At 39.1% G+C, this 25,441-nt stretch carries 25 protein-coding genes and 1 tRNA gene; 4 read left to right on the forward strand and 22 right to left on the reverse strand.

The window, feature by feature from the left end; translation table 11 throughout:
- Positions 1-22: 22 nt before the first annotated feature.
- From QRX23_RS07520 to QRX23_RS07560, 9 genes are all read right to left on the reverse strand, one after another.
- Entirely contained in the window at positions 23-1,411 is a 1,389-nt protein-coding gene (locus tag QRX23_RS07520; protein WP_330155189.1) for a LysM peptidoglycan-binding domain-containing protein, read from the reverse strand.
- 302 nt (positions 1,412-1,713) lie between these two features.
- Positions 1,714-3,786 carry an ATP-dependent Clp protease ATP-binding subunit gene (locus QRX23_RS07525; RefSeq protein WP_330155190.1) on the reverse strand — a complete coding sequence of 691 codons (2,073 nt, stop codon included), beginning with the start codon at positions 3,784-3,786 and terminating at the stop codon, positions 1,714-1,716.
- 211 nt (positions 3,787-3,997) lie between these two features.
- On the reverse strand, positions 3,998-5,005 hold the full coding sequence (locus QRX23_RS07530; RefSeq protein ID WP_330155191.1) for a zinc-binding alcohol dehydrogenase family protein: 1,008 nt from the start codon (positions 5,003-5,005) through the stop codon (positions 3,998-4,000).
- A gap of 111 nt (positions 5,006-5,116) precedes the next feature.
- Positions 5,117-5,833 (reverse strand): acetolactate decarboxylase, encoded by a 717-nt coding sequence (gene budA, locus QRX23_RS07535; RefSeq protein WP_330155192.1) that lies wholly within the window; start codon positions 5,831-5,833, stop codon positions 5,117-5,119.
- A gap of 61 nt (positions 5,834-5,894) precedes the next feature.
- Positions 5,895-7,583 carry an acetolactate synthase AlsS gene (gene alsS / locus QRX23_RS07540; protein ID WP_330155193.1) on the reverse strand — a complete coding sequence of 563 codons (1,689 nt, stop codon included), beginning with the start codon at positions 7,581-7,583 and terminating at the stop codon, positions 5,895-5,897.
- A 246-nt stretch (positions 7,584-7,829) separates the two neighbouring features.
- Positions 7,830-7,901, reverse strand: a tRNA-Gln gene (locus tag QRX23_RS07545).
- Positions 7,902-8,006: 105 nt separating this feature from the next.
- On the reverse strand, positions 8,007-8,450 hold the full coding sequence (locus tag QRX23_RS07550) for a MarR family transcriptional regulator (RefSeq protein WP_002827841.1): 444 nt from the start codon (positions 8,448-8,450) through the stop codon (positions 8,007-8,009).
- Positions 8,451-8,583: 133 nt separating this feature from the next.
- Positions 8,584-9,021 (reverse strand): universal stress protein, encoded by a 438-nt coding sequence (locus tag QRX23_RS07555; protein ID WP_002827842.1) that lies wholly within the window; start codon positions 9,019-9,021, stop codon positions 8,584-8,586.
- 36 nt (positions 9,022-9,057) lie between these two features.
- Entirely contained in the window at positions 9,058-9,201 is a 144-nt protein-coding gene (locus QRX23_RS07560; RefSeq protein WP_002827843.1) for a hypothetical protein, read from the reverse strand.
- Positions 9,202-9,420: 219 nt separating this feature from the next.
- On the opposite strand from QRX23_RS07560, the gene rpmF reads away from it, so the two are divergent.
- Positions 9,421-9,594 (forward strand): 50S ribosomal protein L32, encoded by a 174-nt coding sequence (gene rpmF, locus QRX23_RS07565; protein ID WP_002827844.1) that lies wholly within the window; start codon positions 9,421-9,423, stop codon positions 9,592-9,594.
- A 280-nt stretch (positions 9,595-9,874) separates the two neighbouring features.
- Here the strand turns inward: rpmF and QRX23_RS07570 are convergent, their stop codons facing one another.
- The 8 genes from QRX23_RS07570 to uvrA all read right to left on the reverse strand — a co-directional run bounded on the left by QRX23_RS07570 (position 9,875) and on the right by uvrA (position 19,206).
- Entirely contained in the window at positions 9,875-11,023 is a 1,149-nt protein-coding gene (locus QRX23_RS07570) for a PTS sugar transporter subunit IIC (protein WP_330155194.1), read from the reverse strand.
- A gap of 86 nt (positions 11,024-11,109) precedes the next feature.
- On the reverse strand, positions 11,110-12,105 hold the full coding sequence (locus QRX23_RS07575) for a D-2-hydroxyacid dehydrogenase (RefSeq protein ID WP_040760506.1): 996 nt from the start codon (positions 12,103-12,105) through the stop codon (positions 11,110-11,112).
- Positions 12,106-12,476: 371 nt separating this feature from the next.
- On the reverse strand, positions 12,477-13,070 hold the full coding sequence (locus QRX23_RS07580; RefSeq protein WP_002827847.1) for an ATP-dependent Clp protease proteolytic subunit: 594 nt from the start codon (positions 13,068-13,070) through the stop codon (positions 12,477-12,479).
- 90 nt (positions 13,071-13,160) lie between these two features.
- Positions 13,161-14,123, reverse strand: a complete 963-nt coding sequence (whiA, locus tag QRX23_RS07585; RefSeq protein ID WP_040760509.1) for a DNA-binding protein WhiA — start codon at positions 14,121-14,123, stop codon at positions 13,161-13,163.
- A 26-nt stretch (positions 14,124-14,149) separates the two neighbouring features.
- Complete coding sequence (locus QRX23_RS07590) at positions 14,150-15,148, reverse strand: gluconeogenesis factor YvcK family protein (RefSeq protein WP_330155195.1); 999 nt, start codon at positions 15,146-15,148, stop codon at positions 14,150-14,152.
- On the reverse strand, positions 15,145-16,038 hold the full coding sequence (rapZ, locus tag QRX23_RS07595) for an RNase adapter RapZ (RefSeq protein WP_330155196.1): 894 nt from the start codon (positions 16,036-16,038) through the stop codon (positions 15,145-15,147). The genes QRX23_RS07590 and rapZ overlap by 4 nt, the downstream gene beginning before the upstream one ends.
- 114 nt (positions 16,039-16,152) lie before the next feature.
- Positions 16,153-16,272 (reverse strand): putative metal homeostasis protein, encoded by a 120-nt coding sequence (locus QRX23_RS07600; RefSeq protein WP_002827852.1) that lies wholly within the window; start codon positions 16,270-16,272, stop codon positions 16,153-16,155.
- Between the two features lie 78 nt (positions 16,273-16,350).
- Positions 16,351-19,206 (reverse strand): excinuclease ABC subunit UvrA, encoded by a 2,856-nt coding sequence (gene uvrA / locus QRX23_RS07605; RefSeq protein WP_330155197.1) that lies wholly within the window; start codon positions 19,204-19,206, stop codon positions 16,351-16,353.
- 207 nt (positions 19,207-19,413) lie between these two features.
- Between uvrA and QRX23_RS07610 the strand changes: the two genes are divergently transcribed.
- Positions 19,414-19,704 (forward strand): hypothetical protein, encoded by a 291-nt coding sequence (locus QRX23_RS07610; RefSeq protein ID WP_330155198.1) that lies wholly within the window; start codon positions 19,414-19,416, stop codon positions 19,702-19,704.
- A gap of 61 nt (positions 19,705-19,765) precedes the next feature.
- Here QRX23_RS07610 and QRX23_RS07615 read toward each other — a convergent pair whose 3' ends face one another.
- Both QRX23_RS07615 and QRX23_RS07620 read right to left on the reverse strand, forming a co-directional pair.
- A complete protein-coding gene (locus tag QRX23_RS07615; protein WP_330155199.1) occupies positions 19,766-20,944 on the reverse strand; it encodes an ATP-binding protein in 1,179 nt (392 codons plus the stop codon).
- Between the two features lie 22 nt (positions 20,945-20,966).
- Positions 20,967-21,209 (reverse strand): hypothetical protein, encoded by a 243-nt coding sequence (locus tag QRX23_RS07620; protein ID WP_330155200.1) that lies wholly within the window; start codon positions 21,207-21,209, stop codon positions 20,967-20,969.
- A gap of 128 nt (positions 21,210-21,337) precedes the next feature.
- Here QRX23_RS07620 and QRX23_RS07625 point away from each other — a divergent pair, with 128 nt between their 5' ends.
- Entirely contained in the window at positions 21,338-22,177 is an 840-nt protein-coding gene (locus QRX23_RS07625; RefSeq protein WP_002827858.1) for an aldo/keto reductase, read from the forward strand.
- 232 nt (positions 22,178-22,409) lie between these two features.
- On the opposite strand, the gene QRX23_RS07630 is transcribed toward QRX23_RS07625, so the two are convergent.
- The gene (locus tag QRX23_RS07630) at positions 22,410-22,997 is read right to left on the reverse strand and encodes a uracil-DNA glycosylase family protein (protein ID WP_330155201.1); all 588 of its coding nucleotides are present in this window, start codon (positions 22,995-22,997) and stop codon (positions 22,410-22,412) included.
- Positions 22,998-23,204: 207 nt separating this feature from the next.
- On the opposite strand from QRX23_RS07630, the gene QRX23_RS07635 reads away from it, so the two are divergent.
- A complete protein-coding gene (locus QRX23_RS07635; RefSeq protein ID WP_330155202.1) occupies positions 23,205-23,702 on the forward strand; it encodes a cupin domain-containing protein in 498 nt (165 codons plus the stop codon).
- Between the two features lie 83 nt (positions 23,703-23,785).
- Here the strand turns inward: QRX23_RS07635 and QRX23_RS07640 are convergent, their stop codons facing one another.
- Positions 23,786-24,073 carry a PTS sugar transporter subunit IIB gene (locus tag QRX23_RS07640; protein ID WP_330155203.1) on the reverse strand — a complete coding sequence of 96 codons (288 nt, stop codon included), beginning with the start codon at positions 24,071-24,073 and terminating at the stop codon, positions 23,786-23,788.
- A 29-nt stretch (positions 24,074-24,102) separates the two neighbouring features.
- Complete coding sequence (locus QRX23_RS07645) at positions 24,103-25,437, reverse strand: PTS galactitol transporter subunit IIC (RefSeq protein WP_150191435.1); 1,335 nt, start codon at positions 25,435-25,437, stop codon at positions 24,103-24,105.
- Positions 25,438-25,441 lie beyond the last annotated feature (4 nt).

The raw sequence follows: 25,441 nt of genomic DNA on the forward strand, positions 1-25,441 counted from the left end.
GAGTCTCCTTAAATAATGGCTTTTATTGGTGAATGAATCCTGAAACTGATGACGTAGAAATTGTACGTGAATTGTACAACTTACCTGCATAGTTTGCTTCTGAAATTGTGATCGTACCATCTGAATTTACAGAATCAACAACAGCAACGTGACCGTAAGCGCTAGCGCCACCAACACCAGGTGCGAAATATGCTACAGCTCCAACTGACGCTGTACTATTTACAGTATGACCAGCTGCAGTTGCTGATGATGGCCATGCTGAAGCATTACCCCAGTGATTACCGACCCAGCTTAAATCACCCTTAACGTACCACGTGCATTGTCCATATGGATATGTGTTACCAGTTGTATCTGCTGAAACAACATTGTTACTTGCTGTAGAAGTAGCAACCTTTTGTGGTTGAGCTGCGGCTGAACTTGCTGCAGCTAATGATGCGTTTGCTGCTGACGTTGCAGCTGATTGTGCGGCTGCTGAGCTTGCTGCGGCCAATGATGCATTTGCTGCTGACGTTGCAGCTGATTGTGCAGCTGCTGAGCTTGCTGCGGCCAATGATGCGTTTGCTGCTGACGTTGCAGCTGATTGTGCAGCAGCTGAGTTAGCTGCGGCCAATGATGCGTTTGCTGCTGATGTTGCAGCTGATTGTGCGGCTGCTGAGCTTGCTGCAGCTAATGATGCATTTGCTGTTGACGTTGCAGCTGATTGTGCAGCAGCTGAGTTAGCTGCGGCTAATGATGCATTTGCTGTTGACGTTGCAGCTGATTGTGCGGCTGCTGAACTTGCTGCAGCTAATGATGCATTTGCTGTTGACGTTGCAGCTGATTGTGCAGCAGCTGAATTAGCTGCGGCCAATGATGCATTTGCTGCTGATGTCGCAGCTGATTGTGCAGCCACTGAGCTTGCTGCAGCCAATGATGCGTTTGCTGTTGACGTTGCAGCTGCTGAACTTGCTGCTGGGGCACTACTTGCCTGAGTTGCTGAAGCTGTAAGGTTAATTGAATCACCAACATAGATAATTGATGAGGCTTGCAAACCTTGGTTAGCTGACAACAATTCTGACAAAGTCAAACCATTAGCATTAGCAATTGCCCACAAAGTATCACCAGACTTTACAGTGTATGATGTTCCCTTTGCGGCTGGCTTTGTTGCAGCTGAAGATGCTGTTGATTGAGCTGACGTTGCTGATGAACCTGGTAATTCAATCTTTTGACCAGTAAGGATTAGATTTGCGTTAGCAATCTTGTTTGCTGAAACTAATTCGTCAACAGTCACGTGATGTGCGGCTGCTAAAGCATATAGCGTATCTCCAGATTTAACAGTAATAGAGTCAGCTGAAGCAACAACTGAACTTCCAGCCAATGCAGCTGCAGCTCCGGCGGTTGCTAATAGCGTATTTTTTACAGATGCGTGCATATTAAGTACCCCTTCAAACTAATTATTTGTTGTCTATATATTAAATAAGATTTGCCCACGAGAACATTTCTTAAGATTTTCTTTATTTTTACTACAAGCACTATTGTACGTTAGAGACTTTTCAAAAAGTTGCATTTAATGTTTCATTTATGTTACACAACACAAAAAGCTTAATTTCTGCTTTAATTTATGAACTTTGCCCACTCAAAAAATTTCAACGACCTTGTCATTGTACAAAAAAAGACAGCGTTTGTAGTCGCTGTCTATATGATATTTATCTTTTTTTAAACATATTATGAATTTTATAGGGTACTTTTTGTGCCATCTTCAATCTGGATATTGTCATTCACTAGCTTAGTGGTTAATTGCTTAACATCTGGATTATCGAGATAAAAGTCTGCAATTTGATCTTCTAATTGTTCTTGAATAACACGACGTAGTGGTCTTGCTCCCATTTCTGGGTTATATCCCAAATCAACGATCTTTTGCTTAACATCACTAGTAACATCAATGTGCAGTCCTTTTTCTGCAATTGCCGCATTCATGTCAGTAATCATTAAATCAACAATCTTCAACAGATTTTCTTTAGATAACGCATTAAATTCAACAATACCATCAAAACGGTTCAAGAACTCGGGCTTAAAGTATGGTGCTAGACGCTCTAATAGTTGTGATGAACCATGCTTATTTTCTGGATCAAAGCCAACCTTAGTATCCTTAACTCCGGTACCAGCATTCGATGTCATAATAATAATTGTATCTTTGAATGAAACAATATGACCTTGTGCATCTGTTAGACGACCATCGTCAAGAATTTGTAGGAACATATTCATAACATCTGGATGTGCTTTTTCAACCTCATCTAACAAAATCAATGAGTATGGGCGCCGGCGAACTGCTTCTGTCAATTGACCAGCCTCTTCATAACCAACGTACCCTGCCGGAGCACCAATCAACTTTGAGACAGAATGCTTTTCCATATACTCTGACATATCGAAACGAATCATACTATCAGTTGTGCCGAATAATTCTTTTGCCAATTGCTTTGCTGTTTCAGTCTTTCCAACACCTGTTGGTCCAACAAACAAGAAACTACCAATTGGTCGTCCCGTTTTATTAAAGCCAACACGATTACGACGAATAGCACGTGCAATCTTTTCTGTTGCCTCATCTTGGCCAATCACATGCTCTGCCAAATTATCACCTAAATGACGTAACTGTGTTTGCTCTGACTCAGCCAGTTCACCAACCGGAATACCTGTTTTCTCTTCAACGATTTTTTGAATATCCCCCACCGTTACCGTTTGGGCTGCTTCATTTTGTGGTGCCTGTTGCTTAACTGCCTGTAGCTGTAACTCTAAATTATTTACCTGATCACGTAATTGACTTGCTTTTTCATAATCTTCACGTTCGATTGCAGATTGCTTTTGCGCTTCTGTTGAGTGAATTTTATTTTCTAATTCCTTCGGATCTGCAATTTTTACGGACAAATTCTTTTTTGAACCTGCCTCATCAATTAAATCAATCGCCTTATCAGGCAAGAAACGATCTGAAATGTATCGATTTGAAAGGTTCACAGCGGCTTCTAACGCTTCATCCGCATACTTAACCTTGTGATAATCCTCATATCGTGAACGAATACCCTTTAAAATTTGCAGTGCTTCGTCTGTTGAAGGTTCATCAACTTGAACTGTTTGGAATCGACGAGCAATCGCTGCATCCTTCTCAATCTTACGGTATTCATTTAATGTAGTTGCTCCAATTAATTGGAATTCACCACGAGCTAACGCTGGCTTTAAGATGTTACCTGCGTCCATTGAACCTTCACCAGCAGTTCCGGCACCCATAATTTCATGAATTTCATCAATAAAGAGGATAACATCTTCACGCTTCGAAACTTCGTCCATCAATTGTTGCATACGCTCTTCGAATTGTCCACGTACACCCGTTCCTTGAACAAGTGATACCACATCCAATCGAATAACTTCCTTACCTTGTAACTTGCCTGGTACTTTAGCGTTGACGATTGCCTGTGCTAATCCTTCAACAACCGCCGTCTTTCCAACACCAGCCTCTCCTATCAAAACTGGATTATTCTTAGTACGACGATTTAGTACTTCAATAACACGTGCAATTTCATCATCTCGACCAATCACCGGATCAAACTTGCCCTTGCGTGCCATCTCAGTTAGGTTAATACCATATTGGTCAAGTAAACCATTGCCTTGTCCGCTATCGTTTCCACCGTTCCCACGTCCCATCTGTGTACGCGGTCCTTGCTGTGAACGCTGTGCTTGTTGTGTCCTTGCTGCTTCATTGTTCATCATACGAAAAATATCATCAAAACTTGAAAAACCAAATGGATCTTGTGCCATAATTACGGCCTCCTTACAATCTTTTTTATATTCATTACTCCCAGTAGGTCAACATCGCATCTCTTTTGACCTTTATTGACCTTGCTTACATTATCTATATTAGCACTCTAACACCGAGAGTGCAAATATTTTTTATCGTTTTTTAGACAAAAAAAGAATGAATTTTAGTTTGCATTAAAAATTCATTCTCTATCATTATTTTGTTCATTGATTAATATTTAATAACTAATTTACCCAACATATTACCAGCAGAAACTTTTTGTTGCGCATCCTCTACAGTGGCGACTGATAGCCCATCAAGCGTTTGTGAAATGGTTGATTTAACAACTCCTAACGTGACTAGATTTGACAATAATGCCAGAGCATCCCCTTGACTGGCAATATCTTGGCGAGCATTCGTTTTTGCAAACATAAATTCCCAATCTAACGATGCTGCCTTGTTTTTAATTAGACCTACCGGCAAAGGTTGTGTCGATTGTACAATGGCCCCAATATGGCCATAAGTACCAACCAACTCTGCTGCTGCCTCAAAATGTTGATCAAGCGAATGCAGCACAGCAATATAAGGGACTTCATCGAATCCTAAGCGTTTCACTTCAGCCACATAATCTTTACGATGATTAACGACAAAATCAGCGCCCAATTGGTGCACCCATTCAATCGTTTCATCACGTGAAGCACTAGCGATCACAGTCATTCCCAACCACTTGGCTAATTGAATCATAATCGAACCTACACCACCGGCACCGTTAATAATAAGTAGTGCCTTACCAGTTGCAGACCCAGCTGTCATCTTAATACCAAATTTGTCAGCAAGCATTTCATAAGCCGTTAAAAACGTTAAAGGTAATGCGGCTGCTTCGACATCCGATAAATTATCCGGTGCTTTAGCAATTAAGTTCTCATTAACTGCTTCATACTCAGCATTAGATCCGGTACGCCCTAGTTCGCCTGCAAAAAAGACCCGGTCACCAACTTTGTACTTTTTCACCTCACTACCAATTGAAACCACTGCACCTACGGCATCAAAGCCAAGAACACGCTCTTCTTTTGCTGCCATAGCTAACTCAAGCTGTTTAACATCAACTGGATTAACACTAGCAGCAGCCACCTTCACAAGAACATCATAGTTGCCAACACTAGGTAACGGTACGTTCTTTTCCGACAATGGCTCATTTTCGTCAATTGTTGTAACGACCGCCTTCATTAATTCTGTCATATTCATACTCCCTCAATGATAAATATTGAAATTTCTTTACGTACATCATACTATGAACGCCAAAAAATAGCGATAACAACACATTTGAGTATTGTTATCGCTAAATAATGATTAATCTTGTGATCCCTCTGCTGCGGCAACCCCTTCTTTTAGGCCATCCATATCAACATGGTGTTCACGGAATTCTTTATTATTAATTGGTAGATGCAATTCATAATTATCAAAGATTGTTAAATCTCCCTCAAGCTTATCAGCATCAAAACCAAGAACGTGACCACCAAAGGTACGATCATCACTTAGGAAATGCACGTGCCATCCAGCTGCAACAGTTCCTTGGTATAGCTCTGGTGAATAATAACCAATCAATGTACCACTAATATTTGTTTCTTCAAATTCACGTTGTGTTTTTGTAATTTCAGACAATGATGGATATGGGCGTTCCGATTTCGGTGCCGAACGAACTTTCATATAAGCAAAGCTACCTTGCAAAATAACACCAGAAAATGTGTTTTCCAGTTCACGATCATCAATCAATGAGACCATTTCTTTCATATTACCAGCACTAAACTTCACTTTTTCTGAAGAATCACTAGCATGGTGTACTGTTGCAAATGGTACCGTTTTTGCCATATCAGTCACATGATGAATGGTTCCTTCACCATCCATATAATAAACCTCACCATTGGCCATGATCATTTCACCATCAAGACCATCAAATGTACCAATTCCTGTATCCCCATGTTCCTTTAGCTCGGCCAAGGTTGCTGAACCTCCAAGAACCTTGCCCATTAAAGCTGCTAATGTACTATGTTGATATACCGTCGACATTTCTTTGCTTCCTTTCCTTTTCTCAAGAAAAAACGTCCAGAAATCTGGACGCTTTTATTTTTTATTCTGCGTCATCAATTAATTGTGACATCAATTCATAATTATGTGAGTAATCTACTGGAATCTCAACAACAACTGGTCCTTCAGTTGCAAATGCTTCATCCAACACGGCATCCAATTGATCAGGTGTATCTACACGTAATCCCTTAGCCCCAGCTGATTCAGCAAATTTAACAATATCGATATCAGAGAACTTGACACCAGCTGATTCACCACCGTATTTCACTTCTTCTTGGAATTTAACCATATCATAGTGATAATTATCTTGCCAAACGATATGAACTGTATTTAGCTTCAATTGAACTGCTGTGGCCAATTCCATTCCTGAGAAGAAGAAACCACCATCACCAGATACAGAAACTGACTTAGCATTTGGACGAACCATTGCAGCAGCCATAGCCCATGGTAATCCAACACCTAAGGTTTGCATACCATTTGAAATCAAGAAATGACGAGGAACGTATGACTTAAAGTGACGTCCTAACCACAAATAGTGTGAACCAATATCTGATGATAAGGTCATTTCATCTGTCATGTGCGCTTGCAATGACTTAATAATACTCAATGGGTGATTCAAATCTGGTTGAGCAGGTGTATAAGTTGGTTCTGCTGCTGCACGTAAATCAGCCTTTAATGTTGCCAACGTATCTTGAGACTTTGCAGGTAATTCATAACCCTTAATTTGCTCTTTCAAAGCACTTAATGTGTCTGCCAATGTACCAACCAATTGGCGTTCAGGCGTAAAGTGGTTATCAATTTGAACGGCTTGTGTGTCAATCGCTGCAATACGTAGGTTAGCATTCTTGTTCCAGTTACGTGGTTCATATTCAATGGCATCATATCCAACTGTAATAACCAAATCAGATTGTGCCAATAAACGGTCACCAACCTGATTACGGAAGAACCCAATACGACCAAAGAATGTCTGCTCTTCTAATTCACGAGAGATGACACCAGCACCTTGGTATGTTTCCACAACTGGCAAAGTTGTTTGTTCTAGCAATGCATGCAATGCGTGAGTTGTTGCATCATCTGATCCGCGAGCACCAACTAACAAAACCGGTAACTCCGCAGCCTTAACTTGCTCAGCTAACCAAGCAATGTCATCAGTAGCCGCCGCACCAAATGTCGCTGGCTTAACAGCTGGTAATGCATCAATAGCAACTTCAGCTTCATCAACATCTTGTGGCAATGAAACGAAGGCTGCCCCTGGTTTAGGACCATTTGCAGCAGCGAAGGCATTAGAAATGATTTCTGAAATATTATTTGGATCTTGAATTTCAACTGAGTAATTTGTAATTGGCGCAAATAAAGTTGCTGAAGGCGTACTTTGATGCGTTAATCGATACAAATCCTTACGCTGTACCTGACCACCAATCGCCAATACAGGATCATTTTCAGCAGTTGCTGTCATCAATCCAGAAGCCAAGTTACCCACACCTGGACCTGAAGTAACAGCAACGACACCGGTCTTACCAGTGATACGTGAAAATGCTTGTGCCATGAACACAGCATTTTGCTCATGACGAGTAACAATCAACTTAGGTGCTTTGCTCCCCTCTGCTGGATGATCTAGTTTTTCAAACAAACGATCAATCTTAGCCCCAGGAATTCCAAACACCAAGTCAACGCCATGGTTGTTTAAACTGTCGACAACTAAATCGGCACCGGTTTTCTTCTCTTCAGACATGTACTCTACCTCTTTAAATATATTGCAATAAGCATCAATGGTTACATTGTAGCGCGTTCTTAACGTATTTAGTAGTAAAAAACCCGCACTAATTCAGTAGGAATATTAGTTCATATTTTCACAATCCTTACGGTATATGACAATATAACGCTTACACACTTAACGATATTTTATTTAATTTTTTTCAACATGCAAAAAAGCGTTAGACATTTTAAAAAAATGACTAACGCTTTCCGCATCTGTAAACTGGGCATACTGGATTCGAACCAGTGCATGATGGCACCAGAAACCATTGCCTTACCGCTTGGCTAATGCCCAAAAACAACTATTCCATCATACAACATACCCTAAACAAATACAAGCCCAATAATATGAAAAAGTATTTTTTAAAACACAAATCAAAAATGTTTTCAAAAACTACCGTCAATAGTGTTGCATTATATTTTTTGTCAGTGCTTTTTCATCAAATTTAATCATATATTTGAGTATTTCTGTCGCTCGCTCTTCACCTAGTGAAATTAACCAACTATCAAAACGACATTCAATACGGTCTGTTAGCTCCCGCTCGACTTCTTGCCCACGTTTCGTTAAATGCAATAACATTCGGCGACGGTCAGTCACGTCTGCTTCCTGCCAAATATATTGTTTTCGCAACAACATTCGAATTTGTCGTGAAACTGCAGCCCGTGTAACTTGACGCTTTGCCACAATATCAGTCAACGTTAATCCATCATGCTGCGCAATACCTTGCATAATTAAATATTGTTCAAAGGACAAATCATATTGTGCAGCCGGAACCGCTACCATTTCATTTAGGTATTTTATAGTTGATAAATAAGCATTAATGTATTTTGCTACTAAAGGCATTTTTCTTCTCCAAAAGAGTATTTTCGTACTATAAGTTATATTTTATAAAATAAGCAATACTCTTTCAGACTAATTTTTTTAAAAAAAGAGATTAGCACGCGAATTGCCAATCTCTAATGAATTTATTTTATTATTAGCGGACAATCATGACCGTTACTGGTGCATTATTTGCCACGTAACTTGATTGCGAACCAAAATATTTTTCAGTACCTTGCTGTGAATGAGAACCAATCACAACCATATCTGGTTTAACTGCTGGAATAACATCCTTTACAATGACTTCCCCCGGCTTACCTTCAGCAATACGTGTGTCCACATCAGTCACACCGTTTTCAAGTGCCATTTCACGATAACGCTTTAAAGCACGTTGCACATCATCTTCAGCTGCCGTCGTACTCTCTTTTGAGAAAAAGTCAAAAACATTTAATTGACCTTTTTCAAAAATAGAAATAATCGTTAACTTTGCATTGTCCTCTCTTGCTTGATGAATACCGTTAACTAATGCCATTTGGCCAAGATTTGAATCATCAACAGCTACAAGAATATGTTTGAATTGTTTTCCTAATGCCATCTATACACTCCTATTCATATATGATCGTCAAAACAATCAAGCATATTGACTGTTTTGACGTTTACCGATAAATTCCCCGATCATCAGCCTGTTTAATCCACCCAAATTCTTAGCTAGTAAAACCGCCAAACTTGGACCATCACTTTGCTGCAACGGATCCTCTACTGAAAATAACACCATCAGTAAATATGCCTCCTTGTTTTTTGGTACACCTAATTATCTATCTAGCCTCATAAAAAGTAAAGTTATTATCAGGCTTTTATTTCATGGATAATCCTTATACAAAAAGGGTATGGCTTGACAAACAGCTAAAAATAATGTAATTTAGAACAGTTGAAAAAATTAGATTATTACACACTGCCTTCTTTCTAACACGGCGGTGTAAGGGAGGATATAACTATGGCAGTTCCTGCACGTAAAGTTTCAAAGCACGCAAAGCGCACTCGTCGCGGCGGTCAAGGCGGATTAAAGACGCCAGCTATTCACATGAACGAAAATGGTGTTTACGTACGTAACCACCACGTTGCTGCTGATGGCACTTACAATGGTAAGCAAGTTGTTTCACCTAAGTAAGCTCATTTATTAATCTATTTTAAAATAGATAAAAATAAACGATTATTAAGACAGAGAATGGTTCTAACCATTCCCTGTTTTTTTATTTTACCCACTTTTAAGACGCTTCTTCAACTTACTGTAAATAATACCACCCTACCGGCATTAACGCTTAAATCACGTCTTTAACGCCTCTCACAAAGATTATAAATTGCGTGTCATCGAAACTTCAGACTTTTATCTCTATTATATAAAAAACACACGCTAATAATTATTAGCATGTGTTTACTTGATTATCATATTAAATTTCTTGCTTAAAGTCTTCTGGCTTGTATAACTTAAATACCTTAGTAAATAACAAGTCAACAACAATTCCAGCGATGATTGGCACGATTGCCCAAACCAAGATAGCTGGGATAACACCAATTGTGTTCGTTTGGAATGCTTTATCGGCAACGTCACGGACAACAGACTGAATTGGTGAAACAAATCCAATCCAACCAAATCCGGCTGACGTTGGTGTTCCTTGAACATTCAAGAAACTAATTGGCAATGCTGAAATTGCAGCAGCAACCATAAATGAGAATAACATAACTGGCTTCTTAAATACTGAAGGCATCATTCCCTTCATGGCACCTAAGAAGATGGCAACAGTTGTTCCAACTTTGTTAACACGAATTGAGTTAACTAATAGCACAACAGTTGTTGCAACGATACCGACACCAGCGGCTGCAGAACCTAATCCTGACAATGTAATTGCTAAAGCAATACCAACTGTTGAAACAGGTGTAACAATAATAACTGCGAAAGCCATCGCAATAATAATTGTCATTGGTAATGGTTGCAAATCAGTTGCTAATTGCACCATCTTACCAATCCAAGTAGTTACCTCACCAACATAAGGTGCGATTTCCTTACCAATTAAGCCAACGCCACCACCGACAACAATAGGGCTTAAGATAATAGCTAATGAACCAAATCCTCCTAGATATTTAGCAATAAGCCAAATAACGAGAACTCCGATTGCCGCAACGATCATTGCGTTGATAACATCTCCAGCTCCAGCTGCCATATATACAGTACTTGGAGACGTAGTAGTGACACCAGTTATCGGATTCTTAAATCCTGCTGGCACTGAAGCCCACTTGATTGATCCGCAGGCAACGCCAACAGCAATTGCCATAACACCAACGTCTAGTGACTTCATGTTAAATTGCATGGCAATTGCCAAACCAATCAACATTGGAATAAGTGATGAGAATAGCGTCAAAATCGCACTCAGGTCAACAGCCAAACCCATTCCACTTTGTACAAACGGACGAATAACGTACTTCAAAACAGCTGATGGCAAAACACCAATCAAAATACCTTGAGCAGAACCAGACAATACCTTAAAGAAAAAATCTTTAAACTTTAGTTCGTACGAACCGTCAAAAACTGCGCTAGCCATAATATTCAATTACCTTTCTAATGTGACTATGCCACATACCCACTCACAGTAACAAAATCCCACAATCATTACTGTAAAACTAATGATTAATACTTAACTTGGTTTGGTGTCTCTTCACCCTTAATAAAGGCAAGTGAGGCATCCATTGATTGTGTAACCATCTCATAGACAGCCTTAGTTGTATAGAAGGCTGTGTGAGGTGTTACCAAAACATTGTCGCGAGCAATTAAATCTGCAATCTTAGCATCTGGGAATTCTTTACCTGACCAGTCACTGTTAAACAAGCCAACTTCGTTCTCATACACATCCATTGCAAGACCAAAAATCTTACCTGAATTCAAACCATCGATAACAGCATCAATATCCATCAAATCACCACGAGAAACGTTGATCAATACAACATCGTCCTTCATCTTTGCAATTGATTCTGCATTAATCATGTGGTAGTTTTCTGGCAAACTTGGTACATGAAGTGAAATCGCATCAGCTTGTGCGTATAATTCATCTAATGTATCAACGTAAATACCTTCTGCTTCAAGCTCAGGGTTACGGTATACATCATAAGCAACGATTTTAGCTCCGAAGCCCTTCAAGATGTCGATCAACACACGACCAATGTGTCCAGTACCGATAATTCCGAATGTTTGCATGCGAACCTCACGACCAATTGTTGGTGCCCAACGCAAGTCATGGTTAGCAATCTTGTTATCTAATGCTTTTGTTTGACGTAGCACGCGTGCCCCTTGAATAGCTGCGTGTTCAGCAATCGCATTAGGTGAATAAACAGCAACGTTTGAGATTGAGAAGTCAAAACGACGAGCAGTCTCAAAGTCAATGTTATCTGTACCTACATTACGTAGTGACATTTTATTAATGCCCAATTCATGCAAAGCGGTCAACGTTTCAGGTGTGTATGATAGTTGTTGGTAAACATCAACTGCATCTGCGCCTTCAGCTAACTTAGCAGTTTCTGGATCCAATAACTTATCAGTAAAGTCTACTTCTACTTCTGGGTGGTTTGACATCCACTCACGTAGTGCGGCTTGCTCATCTTCTCGAATACCATATGCAAAAATTTTCATTGTTCTTTTCCTCCAAAGCATGTCTTAACACTCTTAATTATAAATACATTTGTGAAGTATTCAACATAATAAACACAAAATCTTCAAATTTGGCGTTTCAATATGGGACAAATCACTTTATTTCTAGTTAAACTATAATATATATTTTTAATTTAAAGCGCTTACACAATGTGCATAGGTTCACAATAAGGAAGTATTAGCTTTTGATATCAAAGCACTTCCCAAGTACAATGATACGGTGTAAATGACTGTTCTGTCAACAAAGAAAGCGCTTACTTAAACTTTGTGAAAAAAGAGGACCTAACCCTGTTAAAAAACAGGGTAAAAGTCCTCTTTGTCAACATTAAATTTTATTTCAAGAGCAAAATTTTCTATGCTTTATCCTTAGCGCTAGTCATAATTTTGTCAATCAAACCATATTCAAGTGACTCTTCAGCATCCAACCAGTGATCACGCTCAGTATCTTTTTCAACTTCTTCAAATGGCTTACCAGTATTATCTGCCAAAATTTGGTTCAACTTCTTACGAGTCTTCAAAATTTCTTCAGCGGCAATGGCAATCTCAGTTTGTTGTCCTTGTGCACCACCTGATGGTTGGTGAATCATAAACTGTGAGTTAGGCAAGATAAAGCGCTTGCCTTTGGCTCCTGATGAAGCTAATACCGAAGCCATTGATGCTGCTAATCCGATCGTAATTGTCTGCACATCGGCACTAATGAAATTCATGGTATCGTAAATTGCCATACCGGCATTAACTTCCCCACCTGGAGAGTTAATATACATATAAATGTCCTTATCTGGATCTTGGGCATCTAAGAATAACAACTGTGCAATAATTGCCGTTGCCATTTGTGATTCAATTTCACCATTAACCATGATAATACGGTCAATTAACAAACGTGAAAAAATATCATAAGAACGCTCACCATGTGATGATTGCTCAATAACATATGGAATTGGTGTCATTTTTTATTTCCTCCTAGTGTTCAAACTCAAGAACATAATATCATTTTATCATTTCGTCAAGAATGGTCAAACTTTATTTAACTAATTACACTATCCTCTTTGGATCTCTTTCGGAATTTGTCCAGTATCCCTAATTTCATCAGCCATTTTTGTCAACTTTCGCAAACGATGATTGACACCTGATTTCGAAATCTCGCCAGACGGGACATATTGTCCAAGTGCAGATAACGGTTCTTCACGGTGAGCCAAACGAACTTCAGCAATTTCACGTAGTTTTTCAGGCAGACGTCCCAGACCAATTTCCTCATCCAAAAACAAAATGTCATCAATTTGTTTTTGACTTGCATTAACCGTCTTATCCAAATTTGCATTTTCAGCATTTACTAATCGATTGACGGAATTGCGCATATCACGAATGATCCGCACGTCTTCCATACGGAACATCGCATTTGTTGCACCAATCACCTTCATCATATCGCCGATCTTTTCTGCTTCTTTTAGATATACGATAAAGCCTGAGCGACGTTCAACCACCTTCGCATTCAAATCAAAACGATTCATCAAGTTCGCTAATTGTGTCGCTTGTTCTTCATATAAAGAGTATATTTCCAAATGATAGCGACTAGTTTCTGGATTATTAACGGATCCTGCCGCCAAAAAAGCGCCCCGTAAATAAGAACGGGCTTTACCTTCTGGCTCTAACCATTCATCAGGTACAGTGGGCAATAGTTCAAAATCTTCGAAGATGTGTAAGTCATCAAGTAATTCACTAACACCTTGCGTAATACGAACAACATACAAATTATTTTTCTTTAATTTCATTTGACGGCGTACAGATATTTCTGATGGCAAACGATAGAATTGCTGCAATAATCCTAATATTCGTCGCGCAGTTGCCGCATTTTCAGTTTGCACATTGAGCGTAAAATGTTGATTTGTTAATCCCAGCGAACCATTCATACGTAACAAAGCTGACAACTCAGCTTTAGCATTATCTGGATTGCTAATTTCTAAGGTGGTTAATTCTTTTTTAACGTCACTTGCAAATGACATTATCGCCACCTCCTCATTCATTTTTTCTATTGTTTTTTCACTAATTGCATAATTAATTGTGCAACCGCATCCCCATCATGGAATGCACCATCATCACGCAAGGCTAGTAAGTCACCCAAAACTGGCTCAGCTCCCAGTGCTTGCACAGCCTCTGGATCTGAATGTACCTGGTATGAAATCTCATTCCAACGTTGCCAATCAATATAGTCCTCAGGCACTGTGCCAGTATTCATAATCACGGCATCAACAATGCGTTCTCCAACATGCTTATTAATCGCCTCAACATGATCCGCATCCGTAAAATTATCTGTCTCACCTTTTTGGGTCATGATATTCGCAATGTACACTACCTTAGCCCGCGTTGCTCGTAACGCCTCGGCAACATTCGGTACCATTAAATTAGGCAACACGCTAGTAAATAAACTGCCTGGTCCAAGCACCACAATATCAGCCTCTAAAATAGCGTTCACAACTTGACTAGGTGATTGTACAGTATGTGCAGAAGATGTTTCTTGAGACGTCACCCAAATATGGTCAATCGCCTTATGTGCTGCTGTTATTTCAGCCTCGCCTGCTAGTTTGGTGCCATCCGAAAAAGCAGCATGTAGTACTAGTGGTTCATTAGCAACTGGATATACATGGCCTTGAACTTGCATGATTTTTGTTAATAACTGTATCCCATCAAAAATATCATGTTCTTTTTCAGCCATCGCCGCAATAATCAAATTTCCTAAGGAGTGATGTGCCAGCATATCATCTTCTGGCTTGAAGCGATATTGGAAGATATCAATTAAACTGGCTGGTAAGTTTGATAATGTCGCAATCACATTTCTAATATCTCCAGGTGGCACCATTTTTAGATAATCACGTAAGGTTCCTGACGAACCACCATCATCAGCGACTGTGATAATCGCCGTTAAATCAGTATCATATTTTTTCAATCCATTTAAAACAACGGGCTGACCGGAACCACCACCAATCACAACGATTTTAGGGACACGTTTAACTGTATATTTTTCTGTCATGATCGGTTACTACTCTCCTTTCGGCGTTCGATATCACGGTGTCGCTCATTGACAACCCAATCCTTCGCTAAATCTTCATGTAAACAATGTGCAAAAGCAACCGAGCGATGTTGCCCCCCGGTACAACCAAATGCCACAGTCAAAGTACTCTTTCCCTCAGCTTTATATTTTGGTAATAGCCACTTTATTTGCTCACTAATGCGTTCATAAAATTCCTTTGCATCATCTGTGTGCCAAACATAATCAGCTACTGCTTTATCTAAACCGGTTAGTTGCCGCAAATCTTCTTGGTAATAAGGATTAGGCAAGAATCTCACATCTAAGACTAAATCAGCATCAACCGCAATACCATATTTAAAGCCAAAGCTCATGACCTGAATTGAAAACGTTCCCGCCTGGTCAGTTTCTGAACCAAAGTGCGCTTGAATATAATTTCGTAATTGTCGTGGTGCGTAATCATCAGTATGAATGATCTCACTTGCTAAGTCACGAATTTTCGCCAGTTTCTCGCGCTCTAATTGGATACCATATAAGGTACCACCTTCACCAGATAAAGGATGTGAGCGTCGTGTTTCTTTATAACGGGCAACTAGTTCACCATCAGAAGCATCGATATAAACAATTTTCAAATCATACTTGTCATAACTATTTTTTCTTAGTTCCCGAACTTCGTGATCTAAGTCAGCAAAAAAACTTTGTGATCGTAAATCAATCATGACAGCTGCACGTTGGATATTTTCTTCATCTGAAATCATTTGCCAAAATTTTGGTAACATTGCAGGTGGTAAATTCTGAACTGTAAAATAACCAAGATCTTCAAATGCCTGAATGGCAACCGTTTTGCCAGCTCCACTCATACCAGTGACTATAACTAATTCTTTTTTGTCCATCTGGTTATCCTCCTCTTAATTTATCTTGTCCATTGTATCATTTTTAAGATACACCCGGGTATTCTCATTAATGAAAAAACTGGTTCCCAAATCTTGAGAACCAGTCAAATACTGTTATTTTTTAGTTGTTTGTCGACTTGCTTCGTGCAATGCTTTCAGTGCACGCTTACGAGTCTTGATATTAGGACTCTTCATTTTACGTCTAGCTGACGCAACATCTAACTTCTCTGCCATGATTGTTACCTCTCAATACATTGAATTTAACTTACAAAATATAAGTATAATACTTAGTGATAAAATTGCAAGCCAAACCTAATTTATTTCTTTTGCTCGTTGCCGATCTCGAACCATAATTGGCCCTAAATATTGTCCAGTGTATGAAGTTGGGGTTGCAGCAATTTTTTCTGGCGTTCCTGTTACCAAGACATTACCACCGCCTTCACCACCTTCAGGTCCCATATCGATCAACCAATCAGCTGTTTTGATGACATCTAAATTATGTTCAATAATCAAGACTGAATTACCACCATCAACAAGCCGTTGCAGAACCTCTAACAACCTAGAAATATCTGCCACGTGCAACCCAGTTGTTGGCTCATCTAGTATATAGAATGTTTTCCCTGTTGATCGACGTTGCAATTCAGATGCCAACTTCATTCGTTGTGCCTCACCACCTGACAAGGTTGTTGCGGATTGACCCAACTTCACATATCCTAGACCCACATCAACCATTGTTTGCAACTTACGGTGAATTTTTGGAATAGCAGCGAAAAAGTCGACCGCTTGCTCCGCAGTTAAGTTCAATACATCCGCAATTGTTAAGCCACGATAAGTCACTTCAAGAGTTTCAGAATTATAACGGGTACCACCACAAACTTCACAAGTCACATATACATCTGGCAAAAAGTTCATTTCAATTTTAATAACGCCATCGCCTTTACATGCTTCACACCGACCACCTTTCGTATTAAATGAAAAGCGTCCTTTCTTGTATCCGCGCATTTTGGCTTCGTTTGTCTGAGCAAATAGTTCTCGAATATCGTCAAAGACCCCTGTGTAGGTCGCTGGATTTGAGCGTGGTGTACGACCAATTGGGCTCTGGTCAATATCAACAATTTTATCAATATTTTCATAACCCGTTATTTTACGGTACTTACCAGGTTTCTCCGAATTATGATTAAGTTCCATTTTCAACGCCCGTTTAAGGATCGTATTAACTAAGGTTGACTTACCTGATCCTGATACCCCAGTCACTACGGTAAACTTACCTAATGGGAAATCAACTTTAATATTTTTTAGATTGTTTTCGGCAGCTCCTGAAATCGTAATCTTCTGTCCATTACCTGGACGACGTGTTTCTGGCACTGGAATAAATTTTTTCCCAGCAAGGTACTGTCCCGTTAACGACTGTGGATTTTCTTCAATTTCAACCGGTGTCCCGGTAGCCATAATTTCACCACCATGTTCACCAGCACCAGGTCCCACATCAATAATGTAATCAGCTGCACGCATGGTATCTTCATCATGTTCGACCACAATCAATGTATTGCCTAAGTCACGCATTTGATGCAACGAATGAATCAAGCGATCATTATCGCGTTGATGTAATCCAATTGATGGTTCATCAAGAACATACATAACACCAGACAAATTTGATCCGATTTGTGTTGCTAAACGAATTCGTTGTGCTTCACCACCTGACAAGGTTCGAGCTGAACGTGACAACGTCAAATATTCTAGCCCAACGTTTTTCAAGAAACGTAATCGATCTTTAATCTCCTTAACAATTGGTGATGCAACTTCTTGATCCTGTTGCCCAAATGACAACTGTTCAAAAAATGATAGCTCATGATCTACTGATTGTTCAGAAACCTGACCAATATTTTGACCACCAATTTTCACAGACAATGCGCCCTCATTTAACCGATAGCCATGACATGCTTGACATGGTAACTCATCCATATAGCTACGCATTTGCTCACGTGTAAAATCAGAATTTGATTCACGATAACGCCGATTAATGTTATTCATCACACCTTCAAAGACAACGTCAACGTCACGCACACCACCAAAATCATTTTCATAATGGAAATGGAATGTTTTTTCTCCCGATCCATATAAAATAAGTTCACGCTGTTCATCCGTTAACTCATCAAAAGGTACATCCATTGGAATATTCCTTGAATCAGCAAATTGACGAAGCATTTCAGGATAATATGATGAAGAAATTGGATTCCAAGCGTCAATTGCTCCCTCAGCTAAAGTCTTACTCTGATCGGGCACAACGCGATCAATATCAACTTCCAATGTGATACCTAAGCCACCACATACTGGACAAGCTCCCAAAGGTGCATTGAATGAAAATAGCTGTGGTTCAAGTTTACCCACTGCAAAGTTTTTTAAGGGTCCAGTGTAGTGGTCTGAATACGTCAACTGTTGTTCTTCTCCTCTAACAACATCCACTGTTACCAAACCTTCTGCTAGCCGCATTGCAGATTCAAAAGATTCAAAAAGTCGTGCCCGTGAACTCTCACGGAGGATAATTCGATCGACAACAATCGCAATATCATGATATTTATTCTTGTTTAAATCAATATCATCAGTCACCTCATGCATTTCACCGTCAACAATAAATCGAACAAACCCCTCCTTTTGAATTCTTTCAAAAGCAGTAGCATGTGAACCACGTTTATGGCGAATAATTGGCGCCAATATTTGTAATCGACTCCCTTCAGGCAATCGTTCTGAAAGATCATTTAACATCTGATCGATCGACTTTTTAACAATCGTACCATCTGCCGCAGGATCTGGTTTGCCAACACGTGCAAATAGTAAACGATAGTAATCATTAATTTCCGTAACGGTTCCTACCGTTGATCGCGGATTTTTTGATGTCGTTTTTTGATCAATTGAGATAGCTGGACTTAATCCATCAATTGCATCAACATCTGGTTTGTCCATTTGTCCCAAAAATTGACGTGCATACGCCGATAAGCTTTCAACATATCGTCTTTGCCCCTCAGCATACAACGTGTCAAATGCTAACGAACTTTTTCCAGAACCTGATAATCCTGTCATGACAACAAACTTATCTCTTGGGATATCCACATCTACGTTTTTTAAATTATGAGCGCGTGCGCCATGAATTTTAATCCAATCATTGACCATAAAACGTCTCCTTTAATCTCGATTATGCTAACTGTATTATACCCCTTTTGACAACCGTATTGTTAATTAAAACTTAATAATACATCATGCCATTAATTTTAACAAAATTTTATTTTATAATTTGCGATATTTTTTACGTTTTTTGGCCACCGACCTTAATTTCACGTATAATGGAGCTTAGTATTAACTATTGGAGGTTGTCAACTCATGAATCACAAGACTGCCAAAGCATGGTCTTTGCGCTGGATTGCACAGCATCTTGCATCTTTTATCCTATTGATTGGTGCTGTACTTGCTGCTGCTGCTGCACTAACAGTGCTAGTTATTGCGGTTGAAGAGGTTATCGCACTTGTCTTTGCACAACGTTTAATTAACACTTACACCAATGTGTATGGCAATGCCTGTACAACTATCGCTTGGCACTTTGTTATCGTATTTTCTCTGGTCACTTTTTGGTCAGCAGTCGATACATTCATTCCAGAACCAACAGAAGAATAATGATAAAAAGCCTATGGAGTTGAAATGCATTCTCCATAGGCTTTTTCATTATCATTTTAAACTAGAAAAACTGTGGTGTTGTTGTCTGATGATTCATTTCTGAAATAAATAAAATATCAAGTTCTTTTGGTGGTACAAAATTATTGCCTGCCAGTAATGCCTGACCGACATTTTGATGAGCTATTTGTTGGCTATAACTTTGCAACGCAGGTAATTGTTCTAATTCACGACTTGTATTTAATTGATGAACCAAATAATGCCCAAACTGACCTAATAATTCAACAGGTAAATCAAGTGGACTTTGCGTGGTCAACATTAAGAACAAACCCACTTTACGCCCTTCTCGAGCAATTCGAAAAATACCATTTGTTGCTAGGTATTCCGTCATTAAGTAACGATGGGCCTCATCAATCAACAAGGTAACTGGCACACTTTGCCGCAATTGTTGCTTTTCACGTAATAATGCCGTTGTTAACAGTGATACAATCACCTGCCCAATTTCTAGGTCATCAGCAAATGAAGAACAGTCAATGACTAAAATTTTGTGGTCACTACGATGACTAGCAAACAATCGTAATAGGTACATTACATCTGTTTGCATATGGGTTGGTTCAATTTCATCCTCTAACGAAGGCATATGAAAGAGCTGTCGGAAACGCCTTTGACTGGTTAACCGTTTAATACGCCGAACTAATGGTAAACATTTTGCAAAACCTGTCTCATCAATCTTTTGACCAATTAAATCAAAATTATCCACTGGCACGGCATATTCCTGTCTTAGTTGCTCAGGAAGCGCTTCTAAATCAACTGGCTGTGGATAGTGATAGAGGCTACGCATGTCCTTTTCAAAAGTGTTCCAAGGACGATCTACCTTTTTGTATATGCCATTTTCATGGACAATATTTTTTTGTATTTTTAAACTGTCCAATGCATCGGACAATTTTTCTTGTATATCATGGTCTGTTACACCAAATAATAAACTCAAATCCTGTCCGGTTAATTTTTCGTAATCAATATATGCGTTATAGCCTAATTTGGCCACAACAGCATTCGGAAGGTGTGTATATTCTCCAGTTGGGTCAATAATCATGGCGGTTTGATTTTGATCCATTAGACCATGCAAAATCGTCATGGCACTTGTTGATTTACCACTGCCAGTTGCCCCTACGATCAATAGATGTTGTTGTAATAGTTTATCTGCTGATACTGTTAGTTCTGCTGATAATGGTATTGATATCATATTTTCACCCTTCTTTGTCATATTAAATCAAACGAATTAAATCCCAAATAACGTTTATCAACCAGATAGCTGCTGTCGCAAAATATAGCCATTTTTCTTTTGTGCGGACACTAAAACCAATAATGCCAAATAAAACAACGACTACCAAGTGGTACCAAATAACCTGATTTATAAACACATCAAATAATGAATAAATCCCCAAAAGTATCATCATCAATGCAAATATGACCAGTACCCACTTACCAATGTTAAATCCTTTTTTCACGCTTTACATTCCTCCAATAAAATCACTAACCTTATGTTACCGTTAGTTACAAAATAATGCGATAGCAACTACTTGCAAATTATTATTTTAAATGCGAAAGTAGGTTTATATTACTAAGGAGGTTTTTTATGTCGATTCCAAATATTACATTAAATGATGGTCACCAGTTACCTAACTTAGGACTTGGAACTTATCAACTAAAAGGAGGCGCAGGATTCCAACAAATTCTCGCAGCAATTAAAAGCGGTTATCGTCTAATTGACTCAGCTACTAACTATGATAATGAAGGAATTGTTGGTAAAGCAATTCGTCATTCTGGCGTACCACGTTCAGAATTCTTCATTACATCAAAGCTACCTGGTAAATATCATGACTATGAAAGCGCGCGGGACGCTATTCAAGAATCACTAGCCCGCATGGGAATTGATTATTTCGATTTATTTATCATTCACTGGCCATTGCCAAAACGCGGTTTATACGTTGAAGCTTGGCAAGCTTTGGTAGATGCACAAAAGCAAGGTCTCATTCGTTCAATCGGTGTATCGAATTTCGAACCTGAGCATCTAGATCGAATTATTGAGGAAACTGGAGTTAAACCTGCTGTCAACCAAATTGAAATTCATCCTTATTGGGTACAAGAAGACAATGTCTTGGAAAACCTACGCCGTGGTATTAAGGTTGAGGCTTGGAGCCCACTTGGCCGTGGTAGCGCAGCTTTGAAGGAACCAGTTATCCAGAAAATTGCCGAAAAATATGGTAAATCAACAAGCCAAATCATTACTCGTTGGCATATTGACCGTGGTATTATCCCGGTTTTGCGCTCATCTAACCCTGCCCACCAACGTGAAGATCTTGATGTCTTTGATTTTGAACTAGAAAATAATGAAATTGCCGCAATCAACGACCTAAATCGCGAAGACGGTCGAATTGATGGTCAAGACCCAAATGAATACGAAGAGTTTGAATGATAAAAAGAGCTGATAAATTTTTGTTTTTGGAAGTGAATATAAGGCGTAAACTCGACGTATTCGCCGTAGCGACTGCGTAGGCGTGTGACATATTGATTGCTTATTTTTGACGGACTGGTAGCTTATCGCGTTTATAAAAAAGCTGATTTGCTGACGTTTTGGAGTCCAATAACTTTTCATTGAAGCTAATAAAAGCACAGATGTTTTGCACCTGTGCTTTTACTTTGCAATTTTACTTTTCATTCATCAACTCACGTACTCGAGCTTGTAATCTTGGTACAATTTCAGCTTCAAACCAAGGATTTTTGCACAACCAGATATTATTTCTTGGTGATGGATGAACGATTGGCATAAATTTAGGTTCAAATTCTTGTGACCGTTTAATAACCGCTGTCATAGTTTCAGATTTTTTAATTGGTAAATAGAAACGTTGTGCATAAGCACCGACCAAAATAATCAATGAAACTTTTGGCATATCCGCTAGCATTTTAGGATGCCATTTTTCAGCAAATCCCTTACGTGGTGGCAAATCACCGCTTTTGCCTTTACCAGGAAAATAGAAATCTAGTGGTAAATTACCAACTTTTCCACTATTGTAAAATTCATCTGAGGTAATACCCATCCATTCTCGTAACCGGTCACCACTTTGATCATTGAACGGAATACCCGTTTGTTCCACTTTTGCACCAGGTGCTTGACCAATAATCAATATACGAACGTCTGGCCCTACTTGATAAACTGGTCCAATGCCCCGTTCAGTGTAGGTCTGATTTTGTTCATCAGCCATAATGGCCTGTTTGATATCCAAAAAATCACTCATTCGTCTAATCCTCTTCTGACATATTTTTTAAATCATCTTCACTATATGGACTCATTCTAGCACGTTGATTAATTCAATGCACTTGACCTACAAATTACAAAAAGTGTCCGTTTACCTCATGCCAAATTATCTTTACTTAACGCCAGTTTAACCAAATCGGATTTGTTATAATAGGAAACAAAGTAACGAAAACAGGAGTAATTTATTATGACTGAAACTATGAATTATTGGATTAAAAATCTCCATCTTGAACCACATCCAGAGGGTGGCTATTTTGTTGAAACTACCCGCAGTAATGAATCACTCGACTTGCCACAAGGAAGCCGTCCACTATTTACCTCAATTATTTTTTTATTGACCGCTGATAATCCTTCACACTTTCATCGTTTATCTTCAGATGAAACTTGGTTTTACCATGCTGGTTCACCACTAATGGTACACTGTATTTTCCCAGATGGTCATTATGAGGCAATTAAAATTGGCCCAAACCTTACAAACGGTGAATGCCTTTCATATACTGTACCTAAGGGCACAATCTTTGGTTCAAGTGTTAGCGATGGTTTCAGCGTTGTCAGCTGTGTGGTAACCCCTGGGTTTGATTACAATGATTTTGAACTTTTTACCCAGTCAACATTAATTAATAAATATCCAGAACATACATCAGTTATTAAACAATTAGCTTATGAAGAGATTCCAAAACAATAAAAAAACAATCAGTGGCTTCTTATTACCACTGATTGTTTTTGTTAGCATCCAGCTGACTTCAACACGCCCGCTGTCTCATTAACTTATAGTTTTGCTTCAATTTCATCAAAAACCTTTTGCGTACCAACACCAGTTAGCAAGGCAACCCCATTGATAACCTTATCTTTAATTGCACTTGGCACCATCGTTGTTGAAACCACAATATCATAATCATCATTTTCGATCGCACTAACTTCATCAGCAATTTTTGACTGCAAGAATTTTACCTGATCAGTCTTGCCAACTGATTCAAGATAATCCTTAATTTTACCTGTTGCAACTGTTGAAGTTGCGATACCTGTTCCACAAACGACCATTAATGACTTTGCCATAATTATATCTCCTTTTTACGAGTAACTTTTTATTCTTCTACTTTTGCAGTTTTCTTGAACTTGTTTAGCCAAATCATCAAACCAAGAACAATGACAAAGACGATAGCCATACCGCTCCATGACATTAGTTTTCCTAAGCCAACAATTAGCAATGTCGTCCAGGCACCACCATCTGACAAAACTGAAATTGATGATGCGCCGTTCATTGCAAAATGCGCTGATTTTGCTGCAGTTGTTAGAAGTGGGGCAATCCAAGATGCAATATACAATGATACGGCAATGTCGATAATCCCACCAACAACAATTCGGAACACGTTACCACCGAATACAGCGGCCATGACAGCTAACATAAATGGAATCGTTGCTAAATCTCCGAATGGTAAGACACGATTTCCTGGTAAGATAACCGCAATTAGTAATGAAACGGGTACCAAAATCAATGAAGCTGACAGTACGGCTTCTTGACCAACAGCCAAGGCTGAATCCATTCCAATATACAAATTACGTCCTGGGAAGTGCTTTTGTACCATGGTGTTTGCTGCTTCTGATATTGGTGACAAACCTTCCATCAAGATAGCTACCATACGTGGCATCAAAATCAAAACAGCAGATGTTGTAATTCCTAAGTTTAATATCTTAGTTAAATCATATTGTGCCAGAGCACCAATAACAATTCCAATAATCAGTCCCATGACAGCTGAATCACCAAAGACACCAAGTTTCTTTTGAATCGTTTCTGGCGTCCAATGAATATTCTTTACACCAGGAATACGATCTAGGATCCAATTAATTGGTAGAGCCAATACGAATCCTGGGGCAGAAGCTCCTTGCGGAAATGAAATTCCCTCTAATCCATAATGTTTTTGAATAGTTGGCGCAGCCAAATCTGCTAAGAAGTAAATCCACATAGCGTGTACAATCATCGTGAACAGACCTAAACCAAAATTATTTGTTGCTGCATAGACTAATGATCCTGAAAATGCAATGTGCCAATAATTCCACAAATCGACATCCAATGTTTTAGTCAGACCAATCACTAACAAGACAACATTCAAAGCAACACCAATTGGAATAGCTAAACTTCCCAATGTTGTCCCATATGAAATAGCTGAAGCTGCTGGCCAACCAACATCAATCGAGTTTAATGATAGACCAAAATTTTTAACCATTGCCTGGGCTGCTGGACCTAAGTTATCCGTCAATAATTTAATAACTAAGTTCAATCCAGTAAAACCAATACCAACCATCAAAGCAGATTTAAAAGCCTTGCCTGGTTTAATACGTAATGCTAGTCCAAAAATAAATAGTAATAGTGGTAAGAATACTGTTGGGCCAGCATCTAATAACCATTTAATCACTCCCATAATT

The organism is Weissella paramesenteroides, assembly GCF_036327715.1.
Taxonomy (GTDB): Bacteria; Bacillota; Bacilli; order Lactobacillales; family Lactobacillaceae; genus Weissella; species Weissella paramesenteroides.

Excerpts from the sequence above, each read along its gene's own strand:
- QRX23_RS07520 (WP_330155189.1), bottom strand. The coding sequence starts at position 1,411 with ATGCACGCATCTGTAAAAAATACGCTATTAGCAACCGCCGGAGCTGCA.
- QRX23_RS07525 (WP_330155190.1), bottom strand. The coding sequence starts at position 3,786 with ATGGCACAAGATCCATTTGGTTTTTCAAGTTTTGATGATATTTTTCGT.
- QRX23_RS07530 (WP_330155191.1), bottom strand. The coding sequence starts at position 5,005 with ATGACAGAATTAATGAAGGCGGTCGTTACAACAATTGACGAAAATGAG.
- budA (WP_330155192.1), bottom strand. The coding sequence starts at position 5,833 with ATGTCGACGGTATATCAACATAGTACATTAGCAGCTTTAATGGGCAAG.
- alsS (WP_330155193.1), bottom strand. The coding sequence starts at position 7,583 with ATGTCTGAAGAGAAGAAAACCGGTGCCGATTTAGTTGTCGACAGTTTA.
- QRX23_RS07550 (WP_002827841.1), bottom strand. The coding sequence starts at position 8,450 with ATGCCTTTAGTAGCAAAATACATTAATGCTTATTTATCAACTATAAAA.
- QRX23_RS07555 (WP_002827842.1), bottom strand. The coding sequence starts at position 9,021 with ATGGCATTAGGAAAACAATTCAAACATATTCTTGTAGCTGTTGATGAT.
- QRX23_RS07560 (WP_002827843.1), bottom strand. The coding sequence starts at position 9,201 with ATGGTGTTATTTTCAGTAGAGGATCCGTTGCAGCAAAGTGATGGTCCA.
- rpmF (WP_002827844.1), top strand. The coding sequence starts at position 9,421 with ATGGCAGTTCCTGCACGTAAAGTTTCAAAGCACGCAAAGCGCACTCGT.
- QRX23_RS07570 (WP_330155194.1), bottom strand. The coding sequence starts at position 11,023 with ATGGCTAGCGCAGTTTTTGACGGTTCGTACGAACTAAAGTTTAAAGAT.
- QRX23_RS07575 (WP_040760506.1), bottom strand. The coding sequence starts at position 12,105 with ATGAAAATTTTTGCATATGGTATTCGAGAAGATGAGCAAGCCGCACTA.
- QRX23_RS07580 (WP_002827847.1), bottom strand. The coding sequence starts at position 13,070 with ATGACACCAATTCCATATGTTATTGAGCAATCATCACATGGTGAGCGT.
- whiA (WP_040760509.1), bottom strand. The coding sequence starts at position 14,123 with ATGTCATTTGCAAGTGACGTTAAAAAAGAATTAACCACCTTAGAAATT.
- QRX23_RS07590 (WP_330155195.1), bottom strand. The coding sequence starts at position 15,148 with ATGACAGAAAAATATACAGTTAAACGTGTCCCTAAAATCGTTGTGATT.
- rapZ (WP_330155196.1), bottom strand. The coding sequence starts at position 16,038 with ATGGACAAAAAAGAATTAGTTATAGTCACTGGTATGAGTGGAGCTGGC.
- QRX23_RS07600 (WP_002827852.1), bottom strand. The coding sequence starts at position 16,272 with ATGGCAGAGAAGTTAGATGTTGCGTCAGCTAGACGTAAAATGAAGAGT.
- uvrA (WP_330155197.1), bottom strand. The coding sequence starts at position 19,206 with ATGGTCAATGATTGGATTAAAATTCATGGCGCACGCGCTCATAATTTA.
- QRX23_RS07610 (WP_330155198.1), top strand. The coding sequence starts at position 19,414 with ATGAATCACAAGACTGCCAAAGCATGGTCTTTGCGCTGGATTGCACAG.
- QRX23_RS07615 (WP_330155199.1), bottom strand. The coding sequence starts at position 20,944 with ATGATATCAATACCATTATCAGCAGAACTAACAGTATCAGCAGATAAA.
- QRX23_RS07625 (WP_002827858.1), top strand. The coding sequence starts at position 21,338 with ATGTCGATTCCAAATATTACATTAAATGATGGTCACCAGTTACCTAAC.
- QRX23_RS07630 (WP_330155201.1), bottom strand. The coding sequence starts at position 22,997 with ATGAGTGATTTTTTGGATATCAAACAGGCCATTATGGCTGATGAACAA.
- QRX23_RS07635 (WP_330155202.1), top strand. The coding sequence starts at position 23,205 with ATGACTGAAACTATGAATTATTGGATTAAAAATCTCCATCTTGAACCA.
- QRX23_RS07640 (WP_330155203.1), bottom strand. The coding sequence starts at position 24,073 with ATGGCAAAGTCATTAATGGTCGTTTGTGGAACAGGTATCGCAACTTCA.
- QRX23_RS07645 (WP_150191435.1), bottom strand. The coding sequence starts at position 25,437 with ATGGGAGTGATTAAATGGTTATTAGATGCTGGCCCAACAGTATTCTTA.